Annotated in this window: 1 protein-coding gene; it reads left to right on the plus strand. The window is 43.2% G+C overall.

The window, feature by feature from the left end; all coding sequences use genetic code 11:
- Nucleotides 1-644: 644 nt before the first annotated feature.
- The coding region (locus tag M0051_RS19560) for a reverse transcriptase domain-containing protein (RefSeq protein WP_306743257.1) at nt 645-901 on the plus strand (257 nt) is incomplete at its 3' end.

Consider the following 901-nt stretch of genomic DNA (forward strand, 5'->3'; position numbering starts at 1 on the left):
AGAGCACACTTATATGTAAGCTCTAGAAAAAGATTAAATATGCAAATATTTGGTCAAAATAGCTAACAATAAGTATGTTATTTTTCCAGAGGGTGAAAGTCCCTTACTGGCGAGTTGGTTGAGCCAGTTAGCAAGCTGCAAGCTCGTTTCGGGTGACCGATTGAGTGAAGGAAGCAGGACTGCAAAGATCTGTACCGACGAACAGAAAGTGCATATGAGGCTATCAGCAGTGGGTAAGCAAGCACATCTTTGCAAAGCTCGAAACCAACAATCTGTTTGTAGTAGATGCTCCGGGAATAGATGGAAGGAAAATGCTCTTACCAGGGGAGATCTTGCCAACCACGAGCTGGTTATGACAAGAAGTCAGCAGATACCATAGTAGCCATGGGGAACGAGCCACAAATAGAGACTGTGGAGGACTCACAAAGTAGCGAAGGGTTGAACGTTAAGTTGTTTCAAATTTTGCAAGGAAGCTTTCTTATGAATCTAGCCTTGCATTAAGCGGAACAGGGAAAGAATAGTAAAACAAGATGATTGAGCAAATACTAACAGGTAAAAACCTATTACGATCCATGTACGGAGTCCAAAAGAACCACGGTTCGGCAGGAGTTGATCACATGCCCGTATGTAAATTATCAGAGCTCATGTCGATTAATCGGGATGAGCTGACGGAAAAGGTTCGTTCAGGAAAGTATTTGCCCCATGCCATTTTAGGTGTGGAGATTCCAAAAGGGAACGGAAAGAAGCGCTTATTGGGCATTCCGACCGTAACCGACCGTTTGCTACAACAAGCGGTATTGCAGATAATCACGGCAAAATTCGAGTTTGATTTTTCGGACAGTAGTTATGGCTTTCGTCCCAATCGGAGTTTACATCAGGCAGCTTTAAAATCTCAGGAATA

Origin of the sequence: Marinifilum sp. D714, assembly GCF_030851345.1 — a bacterium.
Classification (GTDB): Bacteria; Bacteroidota; Bacteroidia; order Bacteroidales; family Marinifilaceae; genus Marinifilum.